Here is a 21,914-nt window from a genome sequence, read left to right on the forward strand (position 1 = left end):
GATTGCCGAGTTCAGCAAATACCTGGTACACCTCATAGAGATAACATCTCTGTGAGAGATATGCCTCTTCGAAAGGTGTACATATGTCACCGTCAACCGTCGGGCTCGCCATCTTGCTGCTCGGAGTGCTGGCCTTAGTCGGCATCATGATTCGGGTGCGCAGCCGTACTGCACAGAAACTCTTTTTACCGGTATCAATCATCGCCGGGTTTATCGCACTCGTCCTGGGGCCACAGGTCATCGGCCGTATCGGCGAAGGACTTGGCTGGGACGCACTGGCCGAGGGCGGTATCTTTTCATCTGGCGTACTTGAAGTCTGGGGCGAGCTGCCAGGCTTGCTCATCAGCGTGGTCTTTGCGGCCCTCTTTCTGGGCACGCGACTGCCGTCACCGAAACGGGCGGTCAAGCTCTTGGGCCCACAGCTTTCGCTCGGCGTCACGTTTGCCGCCGGCCAATACGTGATTGGTATCGCGCTCGCAGTTGCGATACTCGTGCCATTATTCAACGTGAGCCCGATGTTCGGTGCGCTGATCGAAATCGGCTTTGAAGGTGGTCACGGGACGGCCGCGGGCATGGCACCGGTCATGACGGAACTGGGCTTCGAAGAAGGCGGCGACCTTGCCCTAGCGATGGCGACCGTCGGGATCTTATCCGGCGTCATCATCGGGGTGATCGCCGTGAACTGGGCTGCCCGCCGCGGACACTCCGAAACTCTAGATGTCTCAGCCAATAAAGACCCTGAGATCGCTCGCGGCATTTACTCTCGCGAACAGCCCTCCGGTGGCTTGCTCACGGTGCGCACCGAATCTCTTGATACGTTGACCCTGCATATCGGTATTATCGCGATTGCGGTGCTGATCGGCCAGGGACTGCTCTCAGGTCTTCAGGCAATAGAACAATGGTTGTGGGCGGATAGCATTGAAATCTTCACCTACGTTCCACTGTTCCCGTTAGCCATGCTCGGCGGCGTTATTATTCAACTCTTTGCTGATCAGGCCGGGCTGGGCAACATGATTGACCGCGGTACGATGGAGCGTATCCAGGGGCTGGCTCTTGATACACTCATCATCGCAGCGCTCGCGACCCTGTCACTCGATGCCATCGCCGACAACATCGGACCGTTCGTCATTCTGGCGGTTGCCGGCGTGCTCTGGAACGTATTCGTCCTGTTCTTCCTGGCGCCACGCTTTATTCAAAGTTTTTGGTTGGAACGTGGCATTGCCGATTTCGGGCAGTCCATGGGTGTGACGGCTACAGGGCTATTGTTGCTGCGCATGGCTGATCCGCATCAGAAGAGCCCCGCCTACGAAGCGTTCGGCTATAAACAGTTACTGTTTGAACCGTTCTTTGGTGGGGGTCTCGTTACGGCAGCATCGATTCCGCTGATCGTGCAGTTGGGCCCCTACCCGCTGTTGATCATTATGGCGGTCTTGCTCATTGCTTCGTTGCTCAGCGGACTGTTCTACTTCGGGAAGCGAGCAACCTTTACGGTGGACCACGGGTCGTGATCGCTCACATCAGTCCGGCGGGCGGTCAGCGCCAAGTGCGAATAGAAGTCGTGGTTTCCGCCGCAGAGTCCAGGACCAACGAGGCAAGTTTGGCCTGCTCAACACGCATTCCGAACGTCGATTCCACCCTGGTTCTCTGCCGCGCGGCTGCGGTGTCACTACTGATCATGTCCTCGACCCAACCGAGTTCCCGCGAACAGCCAAGTTCAGCCGCAACAGGTTCTAAACGATTGAGCACATGCTTGAGATGGTCGGTTACCAACAGCTCGGTGCCCTGCGAGTCGATAATCACGATGGCGTCCAGCCCGTACCGTGCTGCGCGCCATTTATTTTCCTGAACGTACCAGGGCGGCAGAATTTCGATCTGGTGAAGCGCATCGGCATCGGCGCCGACAGCTTCGTGGACCAGGCACTGCGTTAACGCGGTGATGGCCCCGACCTGTTGCAGCGTTGACACACCGTCACACACCCGCTGCTCGACCGTGCCAAACCTCGGCACCGGGCGAATATCCCAGCGAACTTCGGTCACGTCATCCGCCACGCCGACGCGCAAGAGGTCGGCTACAACTCGCTCGTAGTCAGACCATCCGTGATACTGAAACGGCAAGCCTGAGGTCGGCAGCTGTTGGAAAAGCAAAGTTCGTTGCGAAACATACCCGGTATCGTAGCCACCCCAGAATGGGCTGGAAGCACTGAGCGCCAGCAGGTGAGGGTAGTACTGAATCAGTTGATTGACCGCAGGCATGGCTTTGGCAACATCATTGAGGCCGACATGCGTGTGCACCCCGTAGATCAGCATTTGCTGACCCCAATATTGTGTCCGATCGAGCATCTTCTGGTATCGCCACCCCGACGAGATCTGCTCGTCCAAGGCATTGGCGAATGGGTGGGTGCCCTGTGAGAAAAGCGTGAGATGTTCTTCGGCGGCAACATCCAGAAGGTGGCGGCCGGCAGTGGCTAACTGGTCGAGTCCTTCAGAGACCGTTTGGCATACACCGCTCACAAGCTCAACGGTGTTCAGCATGAATTCGCCGACGACTTGGAATGGCTCGTCGTCGGGTGTTTCAAGTTTGCCAAGAATATCGTCGCTGACATTGCGTAACTCACCGGTGACGGGATCAACGAGCCCGAGTTCCCATTCGACACCGATGGTCGATTGGGCAGACTTCGCAAATTCTAAGTGCACGCCATTGCCTCCATGCATAGGGTCCCCATTATGGTACCGGCCGACGATCCATGCGCATGTTCTGCGCTATTTTGAGTCCAAAATGGTCAAATTTTTCCAAGCTGTGAGCTAAAGAACTTTCGAATTCACTTGCTTCGAATGCCTTGAGTTCTGACTAGAAACATTCCAGATTTCAAGAAACCTGCAGGGATTGATGGAAATAGTCCATAAATTGTTCTGTGCCGAGGGTGGAGGAACGGGACTGTCTATCAGGAAACCCTATGGTTTTCGATTGAAATTCCCTGAATAGTGGCAACTTAAAGCACGCTGGACGTTCGCTGAAAAAATAGTGACCTGAATAACCGCATTGGTTCTTGCGGTAATTCAAGAAGGCTTACTAAACTGTCATCTGTTAGCTTAGGCATGCCTAAGTAAGTAAGAATGTTATTCTGTTATTTATTCTGTCATTTGGAGACGAAACGTGAAAAAACTCGGAATCACTCGCACAAGTCTTGCGGCACTTATCGCTGTTGGCGCCCTCGGGCTGAATGCTTGTGGATCATCAGACGCCGATACGTCAGAAGCCGGTGCCGAAAACGGCGAGACCATCGAGGTCACGGACATGGCCGACGAAACCCACACTATTCCTGCGGAACCTGAATCCGTTATTGCCACCGATAACCGTATTTTCCGTACCCTGGCGCAATGGGATGTTGAGCTTTCTGCAGCGCCAGTCGACCTCATGCCTGAAGACCTGGAAGTTCTTGAGAAGTACACGAATAACGATGACATTCTCAATATGGGCAATCACCGTGAGCCAGATATGGAAATGGTGACCGCTGCAGAACCAGATTTGATTTTGAACGGCCAGCGGTTCAGTCAGCACGGTGAAGACCTCGCCAACGCTGCGACCGGAGACGTGCCGATCGTTAATACCGATATCGAAACTGAAACCGGTGAACTCGACCAGGAATTCCGTGATCAGACGACCCTGCTCGGTGAAGTCTTCGGCAAACAGGATGAAGCCGATCAGCTCATCGCCGACTTCGATGAAGCGTTAGAGCGCGCCCAGGAAGCGTACGATTCCGAGATGACAGTGACCGGTCTGGTCACCTCAGGCGGCGACATTAACTACGCCGCACCAACAACCGGCCGTGCCGTTGGCCCACTCTATGACATCCTAGATATGACACCAGCTCTAGACGACGAGGGTTCAACAGATGATACCGGTGACGACATCTCGGTCGAGGCTATCGCATCAGCCAACCCTGACTTCCTGATCGTGCTGGACCGTGACGCTGCCGTAGGCGACGGTTCATCGGCCGGTGCAAAAGAACTTATTGAAGACTCTGAAGCACTACAAGATGTTCCAGCGGTGAAAAACGATAATATTTACTACATGCCAGCCGACTTCTACGTCGCTGAAGACATCCAGAACCACACGACGATCCTCAACGACCTCGCAGATCACTGGTCGGAGTAATCTAAAGGCCTTGCGTGACTAAACTTTCTCAATCCCGCCCTGCTGGGCTCGATACATCTGCCGGTGCATCGAAAACAACTGGACTGTGGTCACGTACTTGGCCGCTATTGATCGGGCTGATGGTCACCATCAGCCTGGTCATAGCATCACTTTTTATCGGAGTGTATGATCTGAACTCCGAAGGCGGCAGTGAGATGTTCTGGATCACTCGCGTGCCGCGTACCGTTGCGCTGATTCTCTCCGGGGCCTCCATGGCCGTTGTTGGACTCATCATGCAATTGATGACGCAAAACCGGTTCGTGGAGCCCTCGACGACCGGCACCATCGAATGGGCCGGGCTGGGGCTGATTCTGACGTATATCATCGTCCCACAGCCATCGCTGACCTTACGGATGCTTGTGGCCATCGTGTTCTCGCTGATCGGGACACTGATCTTCTTTGGGTTCTTGCAACGTGTGGCGTTGAAGTCCTCACTCGTCGTCCCCATTGTGGGGCTGATGTTGGGCGCAGTCGTCGGCGCTGTCTCGACGTTTGTTGCCTTGCAGACCGATATGCTGCAGAACCTGGGCATATGGTTCGCCGGATCATTTACCGGCGTGACCAAAGGTCGCTACGAGTTACTGTGGATCGTCGCGCTCATGACGATCATCGTCTATTTCATCGCTGATCGGTTTACCGTGGCTGGCCTCGGACAAGAAATCGCGACCTCGGTAGGCCTGAACTATCGAGCGGTTGTGCTGACCGGTATTTTGATCGTAGCCGTTGTGACCGGCGTGGTTTCCGTTGTTGTTGGCTCACTGCCGTTTCTGGGATTAGTGGTGCCCAATATTGTCTCAATGTTCCGCGGTGACAACCTGAGATCGAATTTGCCCTGGGTTATGCTGGTCGGCATTGTTGTCATCACGTTGACAGATATTATTGGTCGAACCGTCATCATGCCCTTTGAGATCCCGGTCTCCATGATCCTGGGTGTCTTAGGGGCTACCGTCTTTGTGTACCTGATCGTGAAGCGAGGTCGCCGTGGCTAACGCCAGCAATGCTGCAGCGGTCACGACTTCAACCTTCGTGACTCCAGCACACCGTCGTCGGTGGCTGATCTCACTGGTCGTGTTGGCACTCGCTGCCCTCGGTCTGACCGCGGGGATCCTCACCTACGACAATCCGATGCCGTTTGGCAGCGATGGCTTCTGGAAGATCGCCCAATCACGCATCACCACCGTCCTAGTCATCGCAGTGGTTGCGGCTGCACACTCATTCGCCACCGTTGCGTTCCACACGGTCACCTTCAACAGGATTGTGACTCCATCAATTCTGGGCTTTGAAGCCCTGTACGGGCTGATCAATACTGCCGCTGTATTCTTCCTCGGGGCGGTGGGGGCAACCGCGACGCGCGGGATTGCGTCGTATCTCTTCCAGGTCGTGGTGATGGTGGCCTTTGCGACACTGTTGTACTCCTGGCTGCTCAGTTCCAGGTTCACGAACGTCCACACCATGCTGCTGGTCGGTGTCGTGATCGGAGCGGGACTCGCCTCACTCACCACGTTTATGCAGCGCATGCTGGACCCCAACGAATTCGACGTGCTGACCGCACGATTGATGGGTAATATTTCGAATGCCAGCACACAGTATCTGCCCTACGCCATTCCGATTGTTGCCGTCGTCGCGTTCTGGATTCTGGCCCGGGCTCGCCGGATGGATACCTTGGCGCTGGGCTCATCAGTCGCAACGAGCCTCGGGCTGAACCATCGTCGCGAAACCATCAAAGTACTCATCGCCGTTTCGATTCTGATGGCGATGACGACGTCATTGGTCGGGCCCATGACCTTCCTAGGCTTCCTGGTAGCAACCCTGGCATATTCGATAGCAGACACCTACAGTCACCGGGCGATCCTACCCATTGCGTTCTTATTGGGCTTCGTTCTGCTGACCGGCGCATATTTCGTCCTGCGGCATATTTTTTACGCTCAGGGTGCGGTTACCATCATCGTCGAGCTCATCGGTGGGCTAGTATTTCTTATCGTCATCATGCGGAAGGGGCGGTTATGATAACCCTCGAAAATGTCACGAAAACGTACTCGGGCGAAACCACGATCGGTCCCATCGACGTCAAAATTCCTTCCGGTGGTATCACCTCGCTGGTTGGCCCCAACGGTGCCGGAAAATCCACTGTTTTGACCATGATGGGGCGACTCATGGGTGCCGACACCGGCAAAATCACCGTTGGTGGTTTGGATGTGGCTACATCCAAATCCAATGACATCGCCAAAAAGTTGGCGATTCTACGCCAAGAAAACCACTTTGTGACTCGACTAACGGTCCGTCAGCTCGTCGGTTTTGGTCGCTATCCGCACTCTGCCGGTCGACTCAATGTTGAAGACGAACAGCACATCAATTCGTCACTAGAATTTTTGAACCTTACCGCGCTCCAAGACCGTTACCTGGACGAACTGTCGGGCGGGCAGCGGCAGCGCGCATACGTTGCCATGGTTCTGGCCCAAGACACCGAATACGTGTTTTTAGACGAGCCACTCAATAACCTCGATATGAGCCACTCGGTACAAATGATGCGGCAGCTCCGTAAAGCCGCCGACGAGTTGGGGCGCACCGTTATCATGGTGATGCACGATATCAACTTTGCATCCCGGTACTCGGATCACATCCTGGCGATGAACGAGGGCCAAGTAACACACTTCGACTCGTGTGCCGACACCATGAAGTCATCTGTGCTGTCTGAAATTTTTGGTACCTCGGTGCGGATTATCGACGATGTCGATGGTCCACTGGCCGTGTACTTCTAACACTCAGCGGGTTGCCGCACGAGCACAGCCTCCTAAGCGTTAGATAGGTTGGACCACGATTGCGAAGCGTTCATCGCCGATGCGCGTCAGGACTAGGGTGAGGTGCTCGCCCGAAGCGGGCTTTTTCGAGTTCTGTCCCTGCATCAGTGTGCGTCGCAATTCTTCCGGAGAGACATCCACGCCACGTTTTTTGATGTCTAAGCGGGTCACACCGTGTTCTTTGACGTACCGACGCAAAGTCTTGATCTTATAGGGGAGGACTTCAAGAATGCGATACCCGGTGGCAAACGGTGTCTCCACGTAGGCATCGGAACAGAAGTACGCGATGTGTTCGTCTAACTGTCGGGCAGCAGCAGCGTCGGTCGAATCGTCGTCCATAAAGTGCTCGACCATGAGGTCCGTGATCAAACCTGCACGAATGACCGAGCCATCAGGCTCATACAGGTATCCTGTCGCGCCTTCAACACCGGTGACGGGGACATCAGGCGAGGTCCCGAAGTCGGTGGGCGACGTCAGCTCCGAGGCGCCGGAAGCACCGATCACTAACGCAGCACGCCGGACATCAGGGCGCTGAACCATATTGAACCACAGCACCGCCTCAACCACGCTGCCGTGTAAGGACACCCACTGAGCCTCGGCGTTGTCAGGGATGACATCGTGTGCCAGCGCCGGACCGAGTTTTACCCCAACCGCGTGACCGGCATCGGCGAGTGATTCCACAAAGGACAGCGGGGGAGAGAAGGCTTCGGGATCAAAAATACGGACCGTGCCGTGCGAACGTGTCTTGCGACGTGCCGGATCCAACCAGAAACCGCGGGTCGTATACTCATCTGCCGGGTGGTCATCCACCCAATCCATGGCATCGGCGACTTCCACCTTGGCATGCGGGAACGCCATCAGGTTGATGGTTGTGGCTGCCGCGGTCGTCTCGTCCATCTCGATAGCTGTCACTGGGATGTCCAAGCCGGCAATTGCTAGGGCATCAGCACCCAAACCTGAGCCAAGATCCACGACTTCATCGACCCCGGCCCGAGCAAATCGGCGGGCGTGGTGGGCAGCAACTTGTAGGGAAGTGGCCTGCTGGAGTCCGGCATCAGTAAAAATCATCTGATCAACAAACGGCCCAAATTTCGCCTCTGCCTGGGTGCGAAGTTTTAGCTGCGTGAGCACAGAATTCACGACCCTGGGTGCATACCCATCGGCTCGGAGCCGCTCAGCAAGTTTGAGGGTATCCATCGTGGCGTAGTCGCCGTCGCGCCATAGTTGATTGAGGAGTTTGAAGCCTTCCGGGGTCAGGACACCGGCAAGTTCAGCAGCAGTTGATTCAGACACAACTCCCAGCGTACCCGGTCGATGTGTTCGCGTGGTCGTTGTGCCAGTCCTGTCGAGGCGTTTTTCAAGCGTCGTAAATTTAGCACTCTATTTGACCAAGTGCTAACGGGGTAATACAGTTGGAATTAGCACACGCGCGATGCGAGTGCTAAAGCCTTTAGGTTCCAGCCATCCGGCACCCGCGACGACGGTTGGCTTGCCCGGCAAATGAACATTATTTACCTTTTACAGTATAAGTAGGAGAAGATTCATGGCTGTTTCCATCAAGCCGCTTGAGGACCGTATCGTTGTAGAACCACTGGCCGCTGAGCAGACCACTGCTTCCGGTCTGGTCATCCCAGATACCGCTCAGGAAAAACCACAAGAAGGAAAAGTCGTTGCAGTCGGTCCAGGCCGCGTAGCTGATAACGGCGAACGCGTAGCTGTTGACGTTGCCGAAGGCGACGTTGTGCTGTTCTCCAAATACGGTGGCACCGAAGTCAAATACGCCGGCCAGGAATTCCTCGTCCTGTCCGCTCGTGACGTGCTCGCCGTTATCGAAAAATAAGCCTGACGCTACTCGCATATTTTTCGAAACGACTTACTAAGGAGAACAGTTGGCTAAGCAGTTGCTTTTCAACGACGATGCCCGTCGAGCACTACAAGCCGGTGTCGATAAACTCGCTGACACCGTAAAAGTCACCCTCGGTCCGAAAGGCCGCAACGTCGTACTCGACAAAGCATGGGGTGCACCAAACATCACGAACGACGGTGTGACCATCGCTCGTGAGGTAGAACTAGAAGACCCATACGAAAACATGGGTGCCCAGCTGGCAAAAGAAGTTGCCACCAAAACTCAGGATATCGCCGGTGACGGTACCACCACCGCAACCATTCTTGCCCAGGCTCTGGTCAATGAAGGCATGCGTCTGGTCGCCGCCGGTGCAGCTCCAGGTGAAGTACGCAAAGGTGTAGAAGCCGCAGTAGAAGTACTGCAGCAGCGCCTGCTGGAAAACGCCGTTGAGGTATCCGGCGACAACGTCTCACACGTTGCTGCCATCTCCTCCGGTGAAGACGAAATCGGTGAACTGCTGGCCAAGGCCTTCGACACCGTTGGCGTTAACGGCGTCATCACCGTTGAAGAATCCTCCACCACAGACACCGAACTGGAAATCACCGAAGGTATGGAATTCGACAAGGGCTACCTGTCGCCATACATGGTTACCGACGCCGAGCGTCAGGAAGCCGTGCTGGAAGATCCATACATTCTGCTGACCCAGTCGAAGATCTCCAACGTGCAGGAATTCCTGCCATTGCTGGAACAGGTGCTGCAGGAAAAGAAACCACTGTTCATCATCGCCGAAGATGTTGACGGTGAAGCCCTGTCCACCCTGGTGGTCAACAAACTGCGCGGTACCTTGAACGCTGTTGCCGTCAAAGCCCCTGGCTTCGGCGACCGCCGCAAGGCCATGCTGCAGGACATCGCAACCCTGACCGGTGCCCAGGTCGTCTCAGAAGACCTCGGTATGAAGCTGGATCAGGTTGGTACCGAAGTTCTGGGTAGCGCACGTCGTATTACCGTCACCAAGGAAGTCACCACCATCGTGGATGGCGCCGGTGACGCTCAGGACGTGTCAGACCGCGTTGGCCAGATCAAATCCGAAATCGAGGCAACCGAGTCGGACTGGGACCGCGAAAAACTGCAGGAACGTCTGGCCAAACTGGCCGGTGGCGTTTCCGTCATCAAGGTTGGTGCCGCAACCGAGGTTGAGCTCAAAGAGCGTAAGGGCCGCATCGAAGATGCCGTCGCTTCAACCCGTGCAGCACTTGAAGAAGGCATCGTTGCCGGTGGCGGTACCGCACTGATCAACGCTGCTGCTGCACTTGATGACGCCGCAGAGCTCAAAGATCTGCCAGCTGACCAGCTGTCAGGTGTCAATGTTGTGCGCCGCGCTATCGTTCAGCCAACCCGCTGGATTGCCCTCAACGCAGGCGAAGACGGCTCCGTTGTCGTCTCCCGTGTTGCCGAAATGAAGCCAAATGAAGGCTACAACGCTGCCTCCGGTGAATACGGCAACCTGGTAGACGCCGGCATTATTGACCCGGTCAAGGTCACCCGCTCCGCGCTGGCGAACGCTTCGTCGATCGCCGGTATGGTGCTGACCACCGAAACACTGGTCGCTGACAAAGTTGAAGAAGACGAAGACTAACGAACTGTTCTTCTGAAACCTTCAAACAGAACCTCTGCCCACTCGCTGGGCAGAGGTTCTGTTGGTTAACAGCATCAGGGGTGGACAACTCACAGCAGTACGACAATGCTGGAAAGTGGTTGGTCGCAGCAGCGGCTAGCAAATGCAAAGAAGCTGAGCTTCTATCTAAGGAGGAGCACATGAAAACTCCCGAAAACATTGCATACACTGCCAAAGCAGAAATCACAGGTGGTCGCGATGGCCGTGGTACCACCGACGACGAAATGATTGATGTCAACCTACGCACCCCGAAAGAACAGGGCGGACCAGGAGGCGGCGCAAATCCAGAACAGCTGTTTGCTGTCGGCTACGGCGCCTGCTTTCAAAGCGCACTGGGCTTAGCCGGTAAAGAACTGGACGTTGATACGACGGACTCCGTCGTGAACGCAGAGGTCGGTATTGGCAAAGAAGGCGAAAGTTTCGGCCTGTCCATCAAACTGCAGGTCAATATTCCCAAGACTGATAAAGCAACGGCCCAACAGGTCGTGGATCGCACCCACCAGCTCTGCCCATATTCCAAAGCCATCAGTGGCAATATTCCCGTCGAAGTCGTGGCCGTGTGAAATAGCCCGTGTCCGATGAATAAGCGTGAACCCCGGCAGTGTGATCAGCCGGGGTTTTCACGTAGAAATCAGGCCGAGGCGTAAAGTATGAGGCCGCATGGTCCAAAAGTTCTCAAAAAATTTTGCACGGGCTATACTGTGAGCCGACACATAATTGAATGCGGCCGTACATAGCAGGCGGGAGAGCCCAGTAAATGGGCACCGACGGTGCAACTTCCTCCCCAGGAATCTCTCAGGTACCCTTACCGTCTACTACAGGCCAATCTGGAAAGCAGTCGTCGCATAGACGGCTCACCGACGGGGCAACCAGCTACTGGAAAACTCTCAGGTCGATAACAGATGGGGAGGGGTCCACGGATAACGCTGTATCCATACTTAGGAGATCCCATGGCTGTCTATGATCTAGCCAACTTTGCTCATCGTCACCTCGGACCGCGCGAATCCGGCATTGCAGAAATGCTGGAAACACTCGGCTATGAGGACCTAGATGCGCTCACCACCGCGGCAATGCCAGAAAATATTGCCCAAGATGAACCACTTGTTCTACCCGATGCGCTCACCGAAACCCAGGCCCAAGCCCGACTCCGTGAACTAGCAGCAAAAAACACTGTCAAGAAAACCATGATCGGTCAGGGCTTCTACGACACGATCACCCCCGCCGTCATCCGCCGCAACGTCTTTGAAAACCCAGGCTGGTACACCGCTTACACGCCCTATCAGCCGGAAATCTCCCAGGGCCGTCTTGAAGCCCTGCTGAACTACCAGACCATGGTGTCAGACCTGACCGGCTTAGAAATTGCCAACGCTTCGATGTTGGACGAATCCTCGGCCGCAGCAGAAGCCGTACTCATGATGCGCCGCGCCAACCGCAAGCACTCAGATGCGCCCGTGGTTATCGACAAAAATATCTTCCCACAGACCCTGTCAGTCATCCTGGGACGCACCCGTTCGCTCGGTGTTGAAACCCACCTTGTCGATCTCGCTACCGAAGGCCTACCAGAAGGCGATCTGTGCGGTGTGCTGGTCCAGCAGCCGGGCAACGACGGCGCGATCGTTGACCACCAGACCATTTTCGACGAGGCCAAAGAACGTGGCGCCATGATCAGTGTGATCGCCGATCTGCTGTCCCTGACGCTGATCACACCCCCTGGTGAACAAGGGGCTGACATTGCGGTGGGCACGACCCAGCGTTTTGGTGTGCCACTGTTCTACGGTGGACCACACGCCGCCTACATGGCCACCAAAGAACGCTTCGTCCGCCAAATGCCAGGCCGCCTGGTTGGTGTTTCCCAAGATGCTTCCGGAACACCGGCATACCGGCTGGCACTGCAGACACGCGAACAACACATTCGCCGTGAAAAAGCCACCTCGAACATCTGTACCGCACAAGCACTTCTGGCCGTGATGGCCGGCATGTACGGCGTCTACCACGGCCCCGAAGGCGTTACTGAAATTGCCCAGCGCACCCACTCCATGGCAAGCCGTCTGGCAGCATCGCTGCGCTCGGGTGGCTTTGAACTGGCCTCCGAACACTTCTTCGACACCCTTGTGGTGACCGTTGATGACGTCGCCGCAACCATGACCAAGGCCGATGACGCAGGCTACAACCTGCGTCGCTTCTCGGATACCCAGGTCGGTATCTCCATGGATGAGACCACCACCGACGCGGATCTGAAAGCCCTGGCTTCGGTCTTTGGTGTTGAACTTGCGGCCTCATCAGAGTCAGCCATTGATTCGGCGTTGGTTCGTGAATCGGAATTCATGACGCACGAGATTTTCCAGAAGATCCGTTCCGAATCCACCATGATGCGTTATTGCCGTCGTCTGGCAGACCGCGATCTCGCGTTAGACCGCACCATGATCCCACTGGGGTCGTGCACGATGAAACTCAACGCAGCCGCCGAAATGGAAGCCACCGCCTGGCCGGAATTTGCTGGCATCCACCCCTATGTTCCCACCGAACAGGCCGCAGGGTGGATCGAGCTGATCGAAGATCTGGAATCCAAACTCGAAGCGATCACCGGCTACGCGGCGGTGTCACTCCAACCAAATGCGGGTTCACAGGGTGAATACGCCGGACTGCAGGCGATCCGCCAGTACCTGAACTCCAAGGGCGAGACGCAGCGCGATATCTGCATCATCCCGGCATCCGCTCACGGTACCAACGCCGCGTCGGCAGTCCTGGCTGGTCTACAAGTCAGCGTTGTCAAAACCGCTGACGATGGTTCGATTGATTCCGATCACCTGGATGAGGTCCTAGAAAAATACGGTGATCGCATCGCCGCGATCATGATTACCTACCCATCGACCGCCGGTATCTACGACACAGACGTTGTCGAGATCTGCGAAAAGATTCACAACGCAGGCGGACAGGTCTACATCGACGGCGCAAACCTCAACGCCCTGGTCGGCCTGGCCCAGCCGGGTAAATTTGGTGGCGATGTGTCCCACCTGAACCTGCACAAAACCTTTGCCATCCCACACGGTGGTGGTGGCCCCGGTGTAGGACCAGTCTGCGTGGCCGAACATCTCAAACCACACCTGCCGGCGAACCCCAACGGCCCACTGCCAGAAGACTCCACACCGGTTGCCTCAACTCTGTACGGTTCAGCAGGCGTGTTGCCCATCACCTGGGCATACGTCTCGATGATGGGTGCGCCAGCACTCAAAGAAGCAACCCAAGTTGCCGTGCTCTCGGCAAACTACCTGGCACACCGCCTCAAGGAGCACTACCCGCTGCTCTACACCGGTCTCAACGGGCTCGTGGCACACGAATGCATTTTGGATTTGCGTGAGCTCACCAAGCAAACCGGTGTCACAGCCGAAGACGTGGCCAAACGTCTCATGGACTTCGGATTCCACGCACCAACCATGGCCTTCCCGGTACCGGGCACCCTCATGGTTGAACCAACCGAATCCGAAGACCTGGAAGAAATCGAACGGTTCATCACCGCGATGGTCACCATTCGTGAAGAAATCGACGAAATCGCCAACGACAAGGTGTCCTTGGAAGCCTCTGTGCTGCGCAACGCTCCGCATACGGTAGCCGATGTCGTGTCATCAGACTGGGACCGCGCATACTCCGTTGAACAAGCGGCCTTCCCGGTTCCAGAACTGCGGGTGGATAAATACTTCACCCCGGTCTCGCGCATTGATCAGGCTGGTGGCGACCGCAACCTGATCTGCTCTTGCCCACCACCTGAAGCGTTCGAAATCGACTAGGAGCCTGCACATGACTTTGAAAACTACCGCATTGTTTGAGGCTCACGACGCGCTAGGCGCAAGCTTCACCGATTTCAACGGCTGGAACATGCCGCTGAAATACTCCTCAGAAATCACCGAGCACAAGGCCGTTCGCGAAGCCGTGGGGATCTTCGACCTGTCACACATGGGCGAAATCTTTGTTACCGGCGCCGACGCCGTCAAAGGGCTTAACACCGCCCTGGCCGGGGATTTCTCCAAGATGACCATTGGCCGGGCAAAATATACGGTCATGCTCACCGAACAGGGCACGATCCTCGATGACCTGATCGTCTACCGGCTAGGGGAGGACCGCTACCTGTTGGTCCCCAATGCCGGGAACGCCGAAGCCGTCGCCGAGGCCGTGACCGAGCGGTTGGCCGGCTTGGACGCGACCATCGACGATGCCACGGACCGGCTGTCACTGCTGGGCATCCAGGGGCCACAGGCACAAGACGTGGTCGCAGCCCTGGGTGCAGAATTTGCCGAAGCAGCCTCGTCATTGAAAAACTATCGCGTCACCCAACTGACGGTGGACGGTAGCGAATGGATCGTGGCCCGCACGGGGTACACGGGTGAAGATGGATTTGAAATCATCACCCCCAACGACCAGGTGAATCATTTATGGAACCGCATCTTCGCAGCCGATACCGGAGTCGAGGTCACCGCGTGTGGCTTGGCCAGCCGTGACTCGCTGCGACTGGAAGCCGGGATGCCACTGTACGGCAACGAACTCTCGCGCGAACGTACACCGTTTGAAGCCGGTATGGGACGGATCGTGTCCTTCGACAAACCAGAAAACTTTGTCGGACGCGCAGCGCTGGAACCACACCGCGAAACAGCCCCCGCACAAGTTTTGGTCGGCCTGACCAGCGACCAACGTCGCGCCGGACGCAGTGGCGCAACGATCGTCCTTGATGGTCAAACCATAGGCGTCGTGACCTCCGGGATCCCATCGCCCACAATGTCCCAACCGGTAGCACTGGGCTACATCGATGCCGAACACGCGGCAGTCGATACCGCCGTGGACGTCGAGATTCGCGGCAAAGCACTACCGTTTGTCATCACCAAACCCCCGTTCTACACTCGCTAACCCAAACGAAGGACCCATCATGACAGTAGTTAAACCCGCACTGCGCTACTCCGCTGAACACGAATGGCTCAACGACGAGGACCCGGTACGCATCGGCATTACCGACTACGCTGCCGATCAACTCGGTGACGTCGTGTTCGCTGAACTCCCAGAAGTTGGCGACACCGTAACCGCCGGCGAAGTCTGTGGCGAACTGGAATCCACCAAATCGGTGTCCGAACTCTACTCGCCAGTGACCGGAACGATCGTAGAATCCAATGAAGATGTCATCCAGAATCCGGAACGCATCAACGAAGACCCATACGGTGCCGGCTGGCTGTTCACCGTCGAGGTTTCAGAAGAAGGCCCCTTGCTAACCCCGGAGGAATACGCCGAGCAAACCGAGGGCACCGTCGAGTAAAGAGCAGCGTGTTTGGCCCGGAAGTGTTCACGGTCTGCGATGAAACGTCACCATGAGTGACGTTCGGAATATTCAGGGTCGTACAGCCCTTATCATGGGAACCAAAGGATTTCTTGAAAGGGTATGATCCAGTGACCGACCACACTTCCGGGCCATCATCTGAACCTGTCGCAAAAGCCCACAACCCCTTCGGGTTCGTGGGTCTTACCTATGATGACGTACTGCTGTTGCCGAACGCGACCGACGTCATTCCAGCCGATGCCGATGTCTCTACCCAGCTGACCAAACGCATCCGCATTAATACCCCCGTCATCTCCGCGGCCATGGACACCGTGACTGAGGCACCACTGGCCATCGCCATGGCACGCTACGGCGGACTCGGCGTGATCCACCGCAACCTGTCGATTGAAGACCAAGCCTCCGAGGTCGATAAAGTCAAACGCAACGAATCCGGCATGATCACCGACCCGGTCACCATCTCCCCGGAAGCCACGCTGGCCGAATGGGATGATCTATGTGGTCGCTACCGCATCTCCGGACTGCCGGTCGTGGACGAACATCAGGTTCTGCTGGGCATTATCACCAACCGTGACACCCGCTTCGTTCCGGGTGCAGAATACGCGACCACCAAGGTGCACGAGATCATGACCAAGATGCCGTTGGTCACGGCACCCGTTGATGTTGCACGCGACGAAGTCGTACGCCTACTCCAAGAACACCGCATCGAAAAACTGCCCCTGGTCGGCAAAGACAACACGCTCGAAGGCCTCATCACGGTCAAGGACTTCGACAAAGCCCAAGAATTTCCCTATGCCGCCAAAGATGATGACGGTCGCCTGCGAGTCGGCGGTGCCGTCGGATTCTTCGGTGACGGTTTCGAGCGCGCCATGAGCCTCGTCGACGCCGGAGTGGATCTGCTCGTGGTCGACACCGCCAATGGACACACCCAGGGTGTACTGGACATGGTCGCCAAACTCAAAGACGATCCAGCAGCCAAACACGTCGACGTTATCGGCGGACAAGCCGCAACCTACCAGGGCGCAAAAGCCCTCGTCGATGCTGGCGTCGACGCCGTCAAGGTTGGCGTTGGTCCGGGCTCGATCTGTACCACCCGCGTGGTTGCCGGTGTGGGCGTGCCACAAATTACGGCCATTTATGAATCAGCCAAAGCTGCGATTCCGGCCGGTGTGCCAATCATCGCAGACGGTGGTCTGCAGCACTCCGGTGATATTGGCAAGGCCATCGTGGCCGGCGCCAATTCCGTAATGCTGGGCTCCCTGCTCGCCGGCACCGCAGAATCACCCGGAGACCTCGTCTTCTATAACGGTAAACAGTTCAAGTCCTACCGCGGCATGGGCTCACTGGGCGCGATGCAAACTCGCGACGGTTCACGTTCCTATTCCAAGGACCGCTACTTCCAGGCCGATGTGCCCGATGATGAAAAACTCATCCCGGAAGGTATCGAAGGGCAAGTCCCATTCCGCGGACCACTCGGTGCAGTACTTCATCAACTCGAAGGTGGCCTGCGGCAGACCATGTTCTACACGGGTTCGGAAAACATCGATCAGCTCCAGCGCGACGGACGTTTCGTACGCGTTACAGCAGCCGGTCTCAAAGAATCCCACCCGCATGACATTATGATGACGGTGGAGGCACCAAACTACCGCGCCTAATAGAGTGACGGTAGAATCCCAAGCGCTAAACCCATCCACAATCGGATAGAAACTGGATATACGTGAGCTACGAAGTTGAAATTGGTCTCGGTAAACGCGGCAGGAAATCCATGCCCTTGGATGCCATATCCATCGTGCCAACCCGCCGAACACGCGACCCGGAAGACGTCTCGCTCGACTGGCAGATCGATGCGTTCAAATTCTCCATGCCCGTCATCGGTGCACCAATGGACTCAGTGATGTCACCGGCCACCGCAATCCAGCTGGGACAGCTCGGCGGTATGGGCGTACTCAACCTTGAGGGCCTCTGGACCCGGTACGCCGACCCACAGCCGGTACTGGACGAAATTGCTGCCCTACAGGCCCAGCAGTTCTCCCCAGAAAACACGGCACGGCTCCAGGAGCTCTACTCGGCACCGATCCAAGCAGACCTCATTTCAGCTCGTCTGGAAGAGATCCGCGAAGCCGGAGTGGTCGTCGCAGGAGCCCTGACACCACAGCGCACCCAAGAGTTCTACAAGACCGTTGTGGATGCCGGAGTCGACATGTTTGTCATCCGCGGGACCACCGTCTCGGCACAGCACGTGTCCGAAACCAAAGAACCATTGGACCTCAAAAAGTTCATCTACGAACTCGATGTCCCGGTCATCGTCGGGGGCGTGGCAGGCTACACTCCGGCCCTGCACCTGATGCGCACCGGCGCTGCCGGCGTACTGGTCGGTTTCGGGGGCGGCGCCTCCTCGACCACCCGTCGAGCCTTAGGGATTCGCGTACCAATGGCCACGGCTATCTCCGATATTGCGGAAGCTCGCCGCGACTACATGGATGAATCCGGCGGCCGCTATGTCCACGTCATCGCCGACGGTGGAATGGGTACTTCCGGCGACATCGTCAAGGCCATCGGCATGGGTGCTGACGCCGTCATGCTCGGCACCACGCTGGCTCGGGCAACCGAAGCACCGGGCAAGGGCTGGCACTGGGGACTGGAAGCAGCACACCAAGATTTCCCACGCGGCGACCGGACCCACGTTGGTACCGTCGCACCACTGGAAGAGCTGCTTGTGGGCGCTACCAACCACACCAACGGCACCGCAAACCTCATGGGTGCCCTGCGCCGCGCCATGGCCTCCACGGGCTACACTGATCTGAAAGATTTCCAAAAAGTCGAAGTTCAGATCTCACCGACCTACACCGGGTGATCCCCACTTGCTACGCACAGCTCTAAAACCACGGTGGATCGGCTTCCTGATTCTCACCCTCGCGGTAGCGTCGCTCTTTGTGCTGCTCACCCAGTGGCAGTTCGCACAATCCACCGCCGTTCAGCCCCGCACACACGCCGAAACTGAAACACCGGTTGCACTTACCGAACACTTCGAACCCGGTGTGGCGATGATGAGCGATCAAGCCGACCAAATGGTGCACTTCACCGGGACCATCGACCCGGAGCACACCGTGCAGGTCGAATCTCGGGTCGATGAAGGCAACGTTGGTCTCTGGCTCGTGTCCAGTGCGGACGTTGAAGGCGCACCCGAAAACAACAACATTCCGATTGCTTGGGGCTGGATTCCCGAAGAAATTGAAGCTGACACCTCCGAAATCACAGCGCTATTTGAAGAGTCCACCGGATTGTCGATGGACGAGCCCATGCAGATCTACGGTCGTCTGATTCCAGGCGAAGGGCCAACCCCCAATACGAACCACTTCATCGAGCCCAAACGCACCCAGATGCTGTCCACCGCAGAATTGGTGAACCTGTGGAACCAGCCGCTGTACGCCGGCTATGTCGTCGCCGAAACCTTTACCGTGGACGGCACCGAGCATGTTGTGTCTGGTGAAGGCATCGAAGATGTTGGCGTCGCTCCACAACCCGAAGAACGCGAAGTGGCCTGGCTCAACATCTTCTACGCCGTCGAATGGTTCATCTTCGCCGTCTTCTCGTTGTATTTGTGGTGGCGCTTCGTCCGCGATGACTACCTGAAAGATCAACGCGAAGCCGAACTTGACCAGCTCTGGGAACAGCACTGGCGAGCGCAAGAACTGCAACGCCTGCGTGAACAAGCACGCCAAGAAAAAGCAGCTGCTGCCCAGGCCTACCGCGCATACTACGGGCAAGACCCCGCTGAGTAAGAAAGACAAACAAAACACTATGACAGACAAGTCGAACCCACCGGTAGACCCATCCACCCTGCCGGATCCAGAAGACATTACCGAAGACGATATCGGCCAGGCACCGCCGCGTCCCGAGGCCAAAAAGAAGCGTCGCTTCGGAGGCACCCACCGTCAGATCCGCGGCGCCCAGAAGCTCTATACCTTCACGGCCTGGTTGACCGGTATCTTCCTGTTGCTGCTCGTGCTGCAGATGATCGTCAAATACGGTTTCGGCTATGAACTCTTCGCCGGGGGCACCGCTGAAGACGGTACAGAATTCATCCTTGGTCTCTACCATCAGGATGCCGTCTTAGAAGGCGTCAATATCTCGCTGATCATCCTCATCGTCCACGGCTGGCTCTACGTCGCCTACCTGCTGGGTTGCTTCAGACTCTGGGCCATGATGCGCTGGGGTGGCCTCCGCTTGCTCTCCATGGCCGGTGGCGGTGTTGTCCCATTCCTGTCCTTCTTCGTTGAAAAACGCGTCAATAAAGGAGTCGAACGCGAATTGTCCGCACACCCCGAAGCGACCATGCGCTACTAGCGCGCACTGCGCAGCCAACTCCATGAATCCACTAGACTGAATGCTGTGATGACTACACCCCAAAACGCCACCGTTTCTGCTCAAGACACCGTCATCGTTGTGGACTACGGTTCAGACGACGCCCAACTCCTCGCTCGCCGCATTCGCGAAGCAAAAGTCTATTCGGAAGTGCACTCCTACACCTCCGGAGCCGACGCCATTCTCGGTGCACAGCCTGCAGCCCTGGTGCTTGCGGCTCGTTCCACGGTCACCGAAGACCTCCCGGAGATTGACCCGAAACTCTTGAACGCCGGGATTCCTGTACTGGCCATTGGTGGCGGCTTCCTGGCCATGACCCAAGCACTGGGTGGCACCGTGACACTCGATGCAGTCTCCAAAGAAGTCCTGTCCCTCGATACCGTCGACGATAATTCCACGTTGTTTTCCGGCCAGCCGGCGACACAAGACGTGGCTACCAACCACGCTCACGTTATCACCGAGCCAAGCCAAGGTTTCGTGGTAACCGCCTCGCACGCTGCCATGCCGGTCGCAGCAGCCGAGCATCCGGAACAGCAGCTCTATGGCGTGCTGTGGAATCCCGGAGCACAGGATTCCACCCACGGTCAAGCCACCATCAAGAACTTCCTGTTCATCGCCGCAGACCTGTCACCGCACTGGTCCGTCGAACAGGTCATCGAACAACAGGTTGCAAAGATTCGCGAGCAAATCGGTGACAAGCGTGCACTGGTAGGACTCTCGGGTGGGGTTGACTCAGCCGTGGCAGCAGCCCTGGTACAGCGTGCCGTGGGCGATCAGCTGACCGCGGTGTATGTGAACCACGGACTGATGCGCAAAGACGAGTCGGTAGAAATCGAACAGGCATTTGGGGCCTCCACCGGCGGCGCCAAATTGATCATGGTGGATGCCGAGGAAGAATTCTTATCCGCACTGGACGGGGTGTCTGACCCGGAGGCTAAACGCAAGATCATCGGCGAACACTTCATTCGTACCTTCGAACGTGCACAAGCTGAAATCGTTGCGAAATCAGCCAATGATCCCAACGCGACCGATGTGCAGTTCTTGGTGCAAGGCACCGTCTATCCGGATGTCATCGAATCCGGTGACGCCGATGGTTCCAAAGTCATCAAATCCCACCACAACGTGGGCGGCTTACCCGAGGACATCGAATTTGAACTCGTGGAACCGTTGCGCCAGCTTTTCAAAGATGAAGTTCGGACCGTGGGCACAAAGCTTGGTCTGCCAGATGAGATCGTGTGGCGTCAACCATTCCCCGGACCCGGTCTTGGTATTCGTATCGTCGGTGCCGTCTCTAAAGAACGACTAGATCTGTTGCGCGAAGCTGACGCAATTGTGCGAGAAGAACTCACCGCATCAGGCCTTGACCGTGAGATCTGGCAATCACCCGTCGTCTTGCTTGCCGATGTACGCTCGGTCGGTGTTAACGACGGTGGACGTACCTACGGTCACCCCGTTGTATTGCGTCCAGTCCTATCCGAAGATGCCATGACCGCACGATTTGCGCGTATTCCATATGACATCCTGGATCGTATTTCACAGCGCATCACCGAAGAGGTGGACGGAATCAACCGCGTGGTGCTGGACATTACCGGCAAACCACCGGGAACTATCGAGTGGGAATAAGTTTCCGGCTCCCGGGGCCGGTTTATGTGGTGTGGCAACGCGAAACTCAGCCGTATTGGTACTAGAGTCAGGTAGGTGCAACCTGTATCAACCACAGG

18 protein-coding genes and 1 riboswitch are annotated in these 21,914 nt (G+C 56.6%); of the genes, 16 read left to right on the top strand and 2 right to left on the bottom strand.

The window, feature by feature from the left end:
- The first annotated feature begins 83 nt into the window (after positions 1–83).
- Entirely contained in the window at positions 84–1,508 is a 1,425-nt protein-coding gene (locus G583_RS0109875) for a sodium/glutamate symporter (protein ID WP_022871015.1), read from the top strand.
- A 25-nt stretch (positions 1,509–1,533) separates the two neighbouring features.
- On the opposite strand, the gene G583_RS0109880 is transcribed toward G583_RS0109875, so the two are convergent.
- Positions 1,534–2,694, bottom strand: coding sequence for a glutamate--cysteine ligase (locus G583_RS0109880; protein WP_022871016.1), 1,161 nt, complete (start codon positions 2,692–2,694; stop codon positions 1,534–1,536).
- A gap of 460 nt (positions 2,695–3,154) precedes the next feature.
- Between G583_RS0109880 and G583_RS15495 the strand changes: the two genes are divergently transcribed.
- The 4 genes from G583_RS15495 to G583_RS0109900 all read left to right on the top strand — a co-directional run bounded on the left by G583_RS15495 (position 3,155) and on the right by G583_RS0109900 (position 6,954).
- Positions 3,155–4,156 carry a siderophore ABC transporter substrate-binding protein gene (locus tag G583_RS15495; RefSeq protein WP_022871017.1) on the top strand — a complete coding sequence of 334 codons (1,002 nt, stop codon included), beginning with the start codon at positions 3,155–3,157 and terminating at the stop codon, positions 4,154–4,156.
- A gap of 119 nt (positions 4,157–4,275) precedes the next feature.
- Positions 4,276–5,184 (top strand): ABC transporter permease, encoded by a 909-nt coding sequence (locus G583_RS0109890; RefSeq protein WP_084677358.1) that lies wholly within the window; start codon positions 4,276–4,278, stop codon positions 5,182–5,184.
- Positions 5,177–6,202: an iron chelate uptake ABC transporter family permease subunit gene (locus G583_RS0109895; protein WP_022871019.1), complete on the top strand. Its 1,026-nt coding sequence runs from the start codon at positions 5,177–5,179 to the stop codon at positions 6,200–6,202. The genes G583_RS0109890 and G583_RS0109895 overlap by 8 nt, the downstream gene beginning before the upstream one ends.
- Entirely contained in the window at positions 6,199–6,954 is a 756-nt protein-coding gene (locus tag G583_RS0109900; RefSeq protein ID WP_022871020.1) for an iron ABC transporter ATP-binding protein, read from the top strand. Before G583_RS0109895 ends, G583_RS0109900 begins: the two co-directional genes overlap by 4 nt.
- A gap of 39 nt (positions 6,955–6,993) precedes the next feature.
- On the opposite strand, the gene G583_RS0109905 is transcribed toward G583_RS0109900, so the two are convergent.
- Positions 6,994–8,286, bottom strand: a complete 1,293-nt coding sequence (locus G583_RS0109905; RefSeq protein WP_022871021.1) for a class I SAM-dependent methyltransferase — start codon at positions 8,284–8,286, stop codon at positions 6,994–6,996.
- A 250-nt stretch (positions 8,287–8,536) separates the two neighbouring features.
- On the opposite strand from G583_RS0109905, the gene groES reads away from it, so the two are divergent.
- From groES to guaA, 11 genes are all read left to right on the top strand, one after another.
- Positions 8,537–8,833: a co-chaperone GroES gene (groES, locus tag G583_RS0109910; protein ID WP_022871022.1), complete on the top strand. Its 297-nt coding sequence runs from the start codon at positions 8,537–8,539 to the stop codon at positions 8,831–8,833.
- 49 nt (positions 8,834–8,882) lie between these two features.
- Positions 8,883–10,475 (top strand): chaperonin GroEL, encoded by a 1,593-nt coding sequence (gene groL / locus G583_RS0109915; protein ID WP_022871023.1) that lies wholly within the window; start codon positions 8,883–8,885, stop codon positions 10,473–10,475.
- A 179-nt stretch (positions 10,476–10,654) separates the two neighbouring features.
- Positions 10,655–11,077, top strand: a complete 423-nt coding sequence (locus tag G583_RS0109920; protein WP_022871024.1) for an organic hydroperoxide resistance protein — start codon at positions 10,655–10,657, stop codon at positions 11,075–11,077.
- 168 nt (positions 11,078–11,245) lie between these two features.
- Positions 11,246–11,335: riboswitch (glycine riboswitch) on the top strand.
- Between the two features lie 129 nt (positions 11,336–11,464).
- Positions 11,465–14,299, top strand: coding sequence for an aminomethyl-transferring glycine dehydrogenase (gcvP, locus tag G583_RS0109925; RefSeq protein WP_022871025.1), 2,835 nt, complete (start codon positions 11,465–11,467; stop codon positions 14,297–14,299).
- Between the two features lie 10 nt (positions 14,300–14,309).
- Positions 14,310–15,410: a glycine cleavage system aminomethyltransferase GcvT gene (gene gcvT / locus G583_RS0109930; RefSeq protein WP_022871026.1), complete on the top strand. Its 1,101-nt coding sequence runs from the start codon at positions 14,310–14,312 to the stop codon at positions 15,408–15,410.
- Between the two features lie 19 nt (positions 15,411–15,429).
- A complete protein-coding gene (gcvH, locus tag G583_RS0109935) occupies positions 15,430–15,810 on the top strand; it encodes a glycine cleavage system protein GcvH (protein WP_022871027.1) in 381 nt (126 codons plus the stop codon).
- A 131-nt stretch (positions 15,811–15,941) separates the two neighbouring features.
- The gene (gene guaB, locus G583_RS0109940) at positions 15,942–17,483 is read left to right on the top strand and encodes an IMP dehydrogenase (protein WP_029629473.1); all 1,542 of its coding nucleotides are present in this window, start codon (positions 15,942–15,944) and stop codon (positions 17,481–17,483) included.
- A gap of 62 nt (positions 17,484–17,545) precedes the next feature.
- Positions 17,546–18,682 carry a GuaB3 family IMP dehydrogenase-related protein gene (locus G583_RS0109945; protein WP_022871029.1) on the top strand — a complete coding sequence of 379 codons (1,137 nt, stop codon included), beginning with the start codon at positions 17,546–17,548 and terminating at the stop codon, positions 18,680–18,682.
- A gap of 7 nt (positions 18,683–18,689) precedes the next feature.
- Positions 18,690–19,610 carry an SURF1 family protein gene (locus G583_RS15500; protein ID WP_022871030.1) on the top strand — a complete coding sequence of 307 codons (921 nt, stop codon included), beginning with the start codon at positions 18,690–18,692 and terminating at the stop codon, positions 19,608–19,610.
- Positions 19,611–19,629: 19 nt separating this feature from the next.
- Positions 19,630–20,175 (top strand): DUF3817 domain-containing protein, encoded by a 546-nt coding sequence (locus tag G583_RS0109955; protein WP_022871031.1) that lies wholly within the window; start codon positions 19,630–19,632, stop codon positions 20,173–20,175.
- 48 nt (positions 20,176–20,223) lie between these two features.
- Complete coding sequence (gene guaA, locus G583_RS0109960) at positions 20,224–21,816, top strand: glutamine-hydrolyzing GMP synthase (protein ID WP_022871032.1); 1,593 nt, start codon at positions 20,224–20,226, stop codon at positions 21,814–21,816.
- Positions 21,817–21,914 lie beyond the last annotated feature (98 nt).

The organism is Yaniella halotolerans DSM 15476 (assembly GCF_000420805.1).
GTDB lineage: Bacteria > Actinomycetota > Actinomycetes > Actinomycetales > Micrococcaceae > Yaniella > Yaniella halotolerans.